This is a genomic window from Vibrio sp. S234-5, from assembly GCF_000960595.1.
Taxonomy (GTDB): Bacteria; Pseudomonadota; Gammaproteobacteria; order Enterobacterales; family Vibrionaceae; genus Vibrio.
Genome location: NZ_JZAM01000471.1, coordinates 1 through 278, shown reverse-complemented (window position 1 = coordinate 278; position 278 = coordinate 1). Strand labels below are relative to the sequence as shown.

The window sequence follows — 278 nt, the reverse complement described above, 5'->3', positions numbered from 1 at the left end:
GGATGGGGCGAGTTGGCATACCAATGACATTGCAGAACCGTTTAGCAATGTCAGTATCATCAAGCTCCCGCCCTATTCACCAGAGCTAAACCCGATAGAACAAGTGTGGAGCTGGCTCAGACAACACTATCTTGCCAATCAGAGTTTTACCGATTATGAGGATATCGTGGAGAAAGTGTGCAAGGCTTGGAATCGATTCTTGGACAGTACAGATAGAGTTAGCAAGATGTGTACAAGAGAGTGGATTAATCTGACCAGTTAATTTTCCAGATTGGTAT

Annotated in this window: 1 protein-coding gene; it reads left to right on the top strand. The window is 44.2% G+C overall.

The window, feature by feature from the left end:
* Nucleotides 1-262: transposase (locus UF06_RS23090; protein ID WP_045572548.1), on the top strand; the 262-nt coding region annotated here is incomplete at its 5' end.
* Nucleotides 263-278 lie beyond the last annotated feature (16 nt).